We start from the raw sequence: 8861 nt of genomic DNA, 5'->3' as shown, positions 1-8861 counted from the left end.
GGCACCCTCGAGTTCCTCGGCCGCCTCGACTTCCAGGTGAAGGTGCGTGGCTTCCGTGTCGAGTTGGGCGAAGTCGAGTCCGTCCTCCGCATGGCTCCGGGCCTGCGTGACGCCGCAGCCGTCGTCCGCGAGGACGTCCCGGGCGACAAGCGCCTCATCGGCTACGTCGTCCTCGGCACTGACACTCCGCTTGACGCAGAGGCCCTCCGTGCCTTCCTCCTCCAGCGCCTCCCCGAGTACATGGTGCCCTCCGCCTTCGTCTCCCTGGCGGCCCTGCCCCTGACTCCCTCCGGGAAGCTCGCTCGCAACCGTCTCCCTGCTCCGGACGTCGACGCCTTGCGTGGCGACTCCTCCTTCGTCGCTCCTCGCAATCCCGCCGAGGAGAAGCTCGCTTCCATCTTCTCCTCCGTCCTTCGCCTGGAGCGCGTTGGCGTCACCGACAACTTCTTCTCCCTCGGTGGCCACTCGCTCCTCGCCACCCAGGTCATCTCTCGCATCCGCTCTTCCTTCGGCGTCGAGCTGCCTCTGCGGGCCCTCTTCGAGGCCCCCACCGTCGCCTCTCTCGCCTCGCGCATCTCCTCCGCTTCTCGCGAGGCCCTCGGCGCTCAGCCTCCTCCCATCCTCCCTGTTCCTCGCACCGGGCCTCTCCCCCTCTCCTTCGCCCAGCAGCGCCTCTGGTTCATCGACCAGCTCCAGCCCGGCTCCTCCACCTACAACATGCCTTCCTTCGTGCGCCTCTCAGGCCCACTCGATTCGAAGGCCCTCCAGCTCAGCTTCGACTCCCTCGTCTCTCGCCACGAAGCGCTGCGCACGACCTTCTTCGAGCACGACGGTCAGCCCTTCCAGCGCGTCAGTCCGAACGGAGAGCTACCGCTGACGCGGGTCGACCTGCGGGGACTCGACGAAGAGTCCTCACGCACGGAGATCCAGCGAAGGTTGCGTGAGGAGTACCAGCGGCCCTTCGACCTCTCCACGGGTCCGCTCATCCGCGCTCAGCTCCTGGAGCTCAGCGACACCGAGCACGTCCTCGCCCTCAACATGCACCACATCGTCTCCGACGGTTGGTCCATGGGTGTCCTCATCCAGGAGGTCGCCGCCCTCTACGACGCCTTCTCCCACGGCAGGCCTTCTCCCCTCGCCCCTCTCTCCATCCAGTACGCCGACTTCTCCGTCTGGCAGCGCTCCTGGCTCCAGGGCCCTGTCCTTGACGCTCAGATCGACTACTGGCGGCACCAGCTCACGGGCATCCAGCCCCTGGCGATGCCCATCGACAAGGCCCGGCCTCCGCTCCAGACCTTCCGAGGCGCCACGCAACCCGTCCTCATTCCCCAGGCCGTCACCGCGAAGCTCAAGGCGCTCTGCCAGCGTGAAGGCTCCACGCCCTTCATGGCGCTGCTCGCGGCGTGGCAGCTGCTGCTCTCGCGGCACAGCGGACAGGACGACATCGCCGTCGGCTCGCCCATCGCCGGCCGTCACCGCTCCGAGGTCGAAGGCCTCATCGGCTTCTTCGTCAACACGCTCGTCTTCCGTGCCCGCATCGCTCCACGCGCTTCGTTCGTCGAGCTGTTGCGTCAGGTGCGTGAGACCGCGCTCGGCGCCTACGCGCACCAGGACATCCCCTTCGAGCGACTCGTCGAGGAGCTGCATCCCGCGCGCGACCTGAGCCGCAGCCCCCTGTTCCAGGCCCTGTTCGTCCTCCAGAACACGCCCGAGTCCTCCATCCAGAAGACCGAGCTGACGCTGAGCCCGGTCGACGTGGGCTCCGTGGTCGCCACCGCCAAGTTCGAGCTTCAGCTGAACCTGACGGAGACCCCGGACGGCGTCTTCGGAGGACTCGGCTACAACACGGACCTGTTCGAGCGAGCCACCATCGAGCGCCTGGCCCGGCACTTCGAGCAGCTCGTCGAGGCCATCACCCAGCGCCCCGAGGCCGCCCTCTCCGAGCACGCCATGCTCACGGAGGACGAGCGCCGCGACGTCCTCGGCACCTGGGCCCTCGCGCCCGCGAGAGTGTCCACGGACTCCACGCTCCCGGAGGTCTTCGGCCGCGTCGTGGCCCAGACTCCCGATGCCGTCGCGCTCATCCACGGCGATACGAGCCTCACGTACCGACAGCTCGACGAACGCTCGAACCAGCTCGCCCGACACCTGCGCGCCCTCGGCATCTCCACGGACTCCCGCGTCGCGCTCGCCCTCGAGCGGTCACCCGAGCTCGTCATCACCCTGGTCGCCATCCTCAAGGCCGGCGCCGCCTACGTCCCGCTCGACACGTCCTATCCGCGGGAGCGTCTGGTCTCCATGCTCGAGGACTCGCGGCCCGGAGCCCTCATCACCACGAGGGCTCTGCTCCCCAACCTCCCCGCGGAGGGCCTCACCACGGTCCTCCTGGACGAGGTCTCACTGGCGCACCAGTCCATCGACGCCGTGCCGCACGCCGCCCTCCCGGATTCGCTCGCCTACGTCGACTTCACGTCCGGCTCCACGGGCAGGCCCAAGGGCGTTGGCAGCACCCATCGCAACGTCATCCGCACGCTCATTGGCACCGACTACACGCGGTTCGGTCCCGAGCAGACGCACCTGCTGCTCGCGCCCATCTCCTTCGACGCCTCGACGTTCGAAATCTGGGGCGCGCTGCTGCACGGCGCGCGACTGGTCATCCTCCCGCCGCACGCGCCCTCGCTCGAGGAGCTCTTTCAGGCCATCGCCCGCCACGGCGTCACCACGCTCTGGGCGACCAGTGGTCTGTTCGCGCAGCTCGTCGAGGCCCGTCTGCCCGCGCCCGCCTCGCTCCAGCGCGTCCTCACGGGCGGCGACGTCGTCTCGCCGCTCCACGTCCGCCGCGCGCTGACGGAGTGGGGAGTGCCCGTGGGCCACGCCTACGGCCCCACCGAGACCACGGTCTTCGCCACGATGTTCACCATCGAGGGCGTGGAGGACATCGGGACCACGCTGCCCATCGGCCGCCCCATCCTCGGCACGAGCGTCCGGGTCCTGGACGCGTCGCTTCAGCCCGTCCCCGTCGGTGTCACGGGCGAGCTGTTCATCGGCGGCGAGGGCCTCGCGCGGGGCTACGTCGGCCAGCCTTCGCTCACCGCGGAGCGCTTCATCCCCGACCCGTTCTCCTCCGAGCCCGGCGCTCGCCTCTACCGCACCGGCGACCTCGTTCGCTGGCGGCATGACGGCCTGCTGGACTTCGTCGGCCGCGCGGACGCGCAGGTCAAGGTCCGAGGCTTCCGCATCGAGCTGTCCGAGGTCGAGTCGGCCCTGCTCGCGCATCCCGCCATCCGGGAGGCCGTGGCCATCGCGCGCGAGGACGTCCCTGGTGACAAGCGCCTCGTCGGCTACTTCGTGGGTGACGACGTGGACACGACGTCGCTGCGCGCCTTCCTCAAGTCGCGGCTACCCGAGTTCATGGTGCCGTCGTCCCTGCTGCGGCTCGCCGCGCTCCCGCTCACCGCGAACGCGAAGCTGGACCGCAAGTCGCTGCCGGCTCCCGAGTCCGTCCTCGGCGCACCGTCCGAGACGTACGTCGCGCCGCGCACGCCTACCGAGGAGCTGCTCGCGTCCATCTGGGCGGACGTCCTCCGAGTCCCCCAGGTCGGCGTCTCGGATGACTTCTTCGAGCTGGGTGGCCACTCGCTGCTCGCCATCCGCTTGATGGCGCGGATTCGCGAGCGGACGGGCAGCTCGCTCCCCGTCACCGCGCTCTTCCAGGGCTCCAGCATCGAGCGACTGGCCTCCGTGCTCGAAGTGCAGCAAGCCGGAGTGCGCGCCCTGCCGAACCTCGTGCGACTCGACGCGGGCACGTCCACCGAGCGCCCGCTGTTCCTCGTCCACGGCGGCGGCGGCAGCGCGCTGGGCTACACGGAGCTGGTGCGCGGGCTCACGCCGAGCCGTCCCATCCACGGCTTCTCCGCCAGCGGGCTCGACGGGGGAGAGCTGCCTCCGGCCTCGGTCGAGGTCCTCGCGCGCGACTACCTGTCGCAGCTTCGCGTCGTGCAGCCCAAGGGGCCGTACCTGCTCGCGGGCTGGTCCTTCGGCGGGCTCGTCGCGCACGAGATGGCGCGTCGACTCCAGGCGCAGGGTGAGCAGGTGGAGCTGCTGGTCCTGGTCGACAGCCACGCGCCCAAGCCGGAGCCGCGCCCCGCCCCCGAGGCGCTCACGCAGCTGGTCTCGTTCGCGCACATCCTGGGGCTGCCGTGGCGGGGGCTGCCAGTGGACCGGGAGCAACTGACGCGGCTCGAGGGGCGCGAGCGACTGGCGTATCTGCTGGAGCAGGCGCGGGTCGCCTCCCCGGGGTTGGCGTTGGACCTCGACACGGCGGAGCGGCTCTTCGCCCTCTATCAGCGGATGAGCGCCGCACAGCGGGCCTACGTCCCCACGGGCGCGCCGTACGAAGGGCCCAGCGTGCTCATCCGGGCCAGCACGCCGCTCGAAGGCGTGACGGTGACGCCGGACCTCGGCTGGGGTGCGTGGCTCGCGACCGCGCCCACGGTGCACGAGGTCCCGGGAGACCACTACACGATGCTGCGCGCGCCGCATGTCGACACGCTCGCGGCGCTGTTCGAGCAGCTCCTCGCGGCGCTGAAGCGGGACGCGGCCTGACGTCTCCCGTCAGGCGCGACACGACGGAATAAGCGCGGCGGCCCTGGGTTTCCAGGTCCGCCGCGCGAACACACCCCGCCGTCCTGTCACGGAGCCCGCGTGAAGCTGTCTCTCCTGCTGCTCTCCTGTCTCGTGTCGCTGCCCGCCTTCGCGCAAGCAACAGCCAAGGACACCACCGCGGCGCGTCAGCAGATCACCGCCGTGGTCGACGACTTCCGCGACGCCATCCTCCAGAAGGACAAGAAGAAGTTCCTCGGCTTGTTCCTGCGCGAGGACATCACCTGGCAGTCCGTCGATGGCGACGAGCTCATGAAGCGCCGTCGTCAGAAGAACCCCCAGGCGACCCGAATCAATCTGACGGCACGCGAGACTCCGACGCGGTTCATCGACGGAATCGTGGCGGACAAGGGGCGCAGCGAGGAGAAGTTCATCAACGTCCGCATCGACACGGACGGAACCATCGCCTCGGTCTCCTTCGAGTTCACCTTCCTCTTCGATGACCGCGTCATCAACCGAGGACAGGAGAGCTGGCACCTGGTGAACACGGACTCGGGCTGGAAGATCGCCTCCGTCATCTGGTCCAACAACTAGGGCGGGTGAAACGACATGGCCCTCCTCTCTGTCCTCGCCCTCGCGTCCTTCTGCTTGGGGGCCGCGCCCCAGGACCCCGTCGCCGCGAAACTCGACGCCCACCTCCGGACCTATGTCGACAAGGAGGGTTTTCGCGGCGCGGTGCTCGTCGCGAAGGACGGGAAGGTGATTCATCGTGCCGCGTACGGACTGGCGGACGAGAAGGGCAAGCGCCCCAATCAGGTGGACTCCCAGTTCCTCATCGGCTCTCTCACCAAGTCCTTCACCGCCGTGACGGTGATGCAGTTGGTGGAGGATGGCACCCTGGACCTCCAGACGCCCATTTCGCGCTACCTCCCGAAGCTGCGCGCCGACCTGGGCAACAGCCTGACGCTCCACCTGCTGCTCAAGCAGCAGTCCGGACTGCCCACGCACCTGGACTCCCTGGTGGAGCGCGAGTCCAAGACGGATGTCTCCTCCGAGGAGATATTGCGGCTCATCAACACCGCGCGACTCTCGTTCAAGCCTGGAACGAAGTACGAGTACTCCAATCTGAACTACCACCTCGCGGCCCTCGTCATCGAAGCCGTCACGGGGAGGTCCCATGCGCAGGTGCTCCAGGCGAAGACCTTCGGTCCGCTCGCGATGTCGGACTCGGGCATCGAGCGCGCCACGAACGTCCCGCCCAAGCGGTCATTCGGCTACGCCAAGGGCTTGCTGGGCGTTTCACGCGACGAGAACAACGTCTCCTATGCCCTGGGCTCGGGCGACATCTACGCGACGGTCGATGACCTGTACACCTGGGCCCAGGCGCTCTTCGGAGTGAAGTGGCTCTCCGCGGAGAGCAGGACGCGGCTGTTCACAGGAGGGACGCGCGAGCAGGGCTACTACGGCTATGGCTTCCGGATTCAGCCCTACCAGCGAGGCCCCGGCGTCCAGGAGCGCGGCGTGCTGGTGCGGCACGGAGGCTCGATGGATGGCTTCCTCTCCAATCTCCACCACTACACCGAGGACCGACTGACCGTGATTGTCCTCGGGAACGTGCGGCCCTTCCCCATCCGCGAGCTGACGTTCGAGCTGAAGGAGCTGGCTCTGGGGTTCGAGCCCGGGAGCCGCTCGCGCGCGGAGCTTGACGAGTAACCCCGCGGCTCGTCGCCTGGGTGACGCAGTCCAAGCCAGGGCTGCTATCCTCGGAAGCGTCGTCGCTTCCCGGGAGCCCGCATCGTGAGCGTCAGCATCGAGGACCTGCGTCAGCGCGCGCGGCGGCGGCTGCCCCGGACCGTCTTCGACTATGTCGAGGGCGCCTCGGACGACGGCTTCACCGCCGACGCGAATCGACGGAGCTTCGAGCGCTATCTCTTCCGTGCCCGCTCGCTCGTGGACGTGAGCGTCATCGACCACTCCGTCACGCTCCTGGGTGAGCGGCTCGCCACGCCCATCATCCTCGGCCCCACGGGGCTCGCGGGCCTGCTCGCACCCCGTGGAGAAGAGCTGGCCGCCAAGGCCGCCGCGAGCCGGGGCGCCGTCTTCACCCTCAGCACCATGTCCATCGGGACGATTGAAGAGGTCGCCGCCGCGTCCTCCGCGCCCCTCTGGTTCCAGCTCTATGTCTGGAAGGACCGGAGCGTCACGCAGTCCCTCGTGGAGCGCGCGAAGGCCGCGGGCTACCGCGCGCTGTGCCTCACCGTGGACGTGCCCGTCATGGGCAACCGCGAGCAGGACCGCCGCAACGGCTTCACCGTCCCGCCGCGCCTGCACTTCTCCAACGTGATGGACGTGCTGCGCCACCTCGGCTGGGTGCTGCGCATGACGTCCAGCCCACGCGCCACCTTCGGCAACTTCGTGGACCACCCCGCGCTCACCCAGGCGAACGCCGTGGGCGTGGCGCGCTTCACCAACAGCCAGTTCGACCCCGCCGTCACGTGGAAGGACGTCGAGTGGCTGCGCTCCATCTGGCCCGGCCCCCTCGTGCTCAAGGGCATCTCGTGCGCGGAGGACGCGCGCAAGGCCGTGTCGCTCGGAGTCGAGGCGCTCGTCGTGTCGAACCACGGCGGACGACAGCTCGACTTCCTCCCCGCCGCCATCGACGTGCTTCCCGAGGTCGTCGACGCCGTGGAGGGCCGCTCCGAGGTCATCCTCGATGGCGGCATCCGCCGGGGCTCGGACATCGTGAAGGCCATCGCCCTGGGCGCTCGCGCCTGCATGGTGGGCCGCCCCTTCCTCTACGGTCTGGCCGCGAACGGACAGGCCGGCGTGGAGCAGGCGTTGGACCTCCTCACCGCCGAGGTCGACCGCACGCTCGCGCTGCTGGGCCGCCCGCGGCTCTCGGAGCTGGACCGCTCGGCGCTGCGACTCGACGCCCCCGCGTCCCTGGAGCGCGCCACGACGTCCACCCACCTGGGGCCACATGCCCTGCCACGACGCGCGGGTGGGGCTCACGAGTCGTGAAGCGGAGCGTGGGTTGACGGCTCACCATGTCAGCCGTTAGCTTGCGCTTCGTGCTGATGCCTTCCACCTCGATGGCCGCGCCGTTCCGCCGCTGCTGTCAGGGGTGTGCCTGTTGTGCCCGCTCGGGCCTGGGCTGTTGAAGCGCGCGTCGGACGCTGCCTGAGTCCTCGTGCCTCGCCCAGCGCCACCTCGCCCCGAGGTCCGGCGCTCCCCTTCCGCACACCGCTGTTCCCCCTTCGTCGCTCCTCCATGCGCCTTGCCTTCCTCCAGCCCTCCGCCATGTCGCCGGCCCTCCAGCGGGCCCGCGCGTCCGCGTGCGCTGACGTGAAGGCCGCCTGTCGCTGTCTGGCGTGTGCGTGCGTGGTGTGTCCGCCTCCGGGCGGCCCACGAGCCTCGAGGAGTGGATAGCCGTCCCATCCATCCCCTGACCTGCTCGCGCGGCCCGCCCTCGAAAGAGGCGCGGGCCTTTTGTTTTCCCCAGGAGCCCACCGTGTCTTCCGCGCAGTCCACCTCACCCGCAATCCCCCCGCTGCTCTCGGAGGCGACCGCCCTCGGGGAAGCTACCGCGCAGACGCTCCTCGAATGGGTGGAGCAGCGGCTCGGCTCACGCGCGGCCATCGCCTCCAGCTTCGGCGCGGAGGACATGGTCCTCATCGACCTGGCGCGCAAGCACGCGCCCGGCGTGCGCGTCTTCACGCTCGACACCGGGCGGCTGCCTCCCGAGACCTACGAGCTCATCGAGGTCGTCCGCAGGCGCTACGGCATCGAGGTGGAGACGTACTTCCCCGAGCGCGCCCAGGTGGAGGCGCTCGAGTCCGCGCGGGGCTACTTCTCCTTCCGCCAGGACCTGGCCTCACGCAAGGAGTGCTGCGCCATCCGCAAGGTCGCGCCCCTGCGTCGCGCGCTGCATGGCAGGGAGGCGTGGCTGACGGGCCTGCGCCGCGAGCAGTCCCTCAACCGCACGGACGTCTCCGTCGTCGAGCTCGATTCGGCGCATGGCGGGCTGCTCAAGCTCAACCCCCTGGCGGCGTGGAGCCGGCAGCAGGTCTGGGCCTACATCCAGGAGAACGGCGTCCCCTACAACGCGCTCCATGACCGGGGCTACCCCTCCATCGGCTGCGCGCCCTGCACCCGCGCCGTGAAGCCGTACGAAGACGAACGCGCGGGCCGCTGGTGGTGGGAGGCACGCGAGCACAGCGAATGCGGCCTCCACCCCGTCCGATGAACCGAGGCCACAC

The 8861-nt window shown here is 69.5% G+C and carries 5 protein-coding genes; all 5 read left to right on the top strand.

Annotation, left to right across the window (positions count from 1 at the left end):
* Positions 1-4605: non-ribosomal peptide synthetase (locus tag K8625_RS34895; protein WP_223785118.1), on the top strand; the 4605-nt coding region annotated here is incomplete at its 5' end.
* Positions 4606-4704: 99 nt separating this feature from the next.
* Positions 4705-5196, top strand: a complete 492-nt coding sequence (locus K8625_RS34890) for a nuclear transport factor 2 family protein (protein ID WP_223751316.1) — start codon at positions 4705-4707, stop codon at positions 5194-5196.
* Positions 5197-5211: 15 nt separating this feature from the next.
* A complete protein-coding gene (locus tag K8625_RS34885; RefSeq protein ID WP_223751315.1) occupies positions 5212-6315 on the top strand; it encodes a serine hydrolase in 1104 nt (367 codons plus the stop codon).
* Between the two features lie 84 nt (positions 6316-6399).
* Complete coding sequence (locus K8625_RS34880; protein WP_223785117.1) at positions 6400-7623, top strand: alpha-hydroxy acid oxidase; 1224 nt, start codon at positions 6400-6402, stop codon at positions 7621-7623.
* Positions 7624-8113: 490 nt separating this feature from the next.
* Positions 8114-8848: a phosphoadenylyl-sulfate reductase gene (locus K8625_RS34875; RefSeq protein WP_223785116.1), complete on the top strand. Its 735-nt coding sequence runs from the start codon at positions 8114-8116 to the stop codon at positions 8846-8848.
* Positions 8849-8861 lie beyond the last annotated feature (13 nt).

The organism is Myxococcus sp. AS-1-15 (assembly GCF_020037055.1).
Classification (GTDB): Bacteria; Myxococcota; Myxococcia; order Myxococcales; family Myxococcaceae; genus Myxococcus; species Myxococcus fulvus.
Note: the sequence above shows the minus strand (reverse complement) of the source record. Positions and strands in the feature narration are given on the sequence as shown.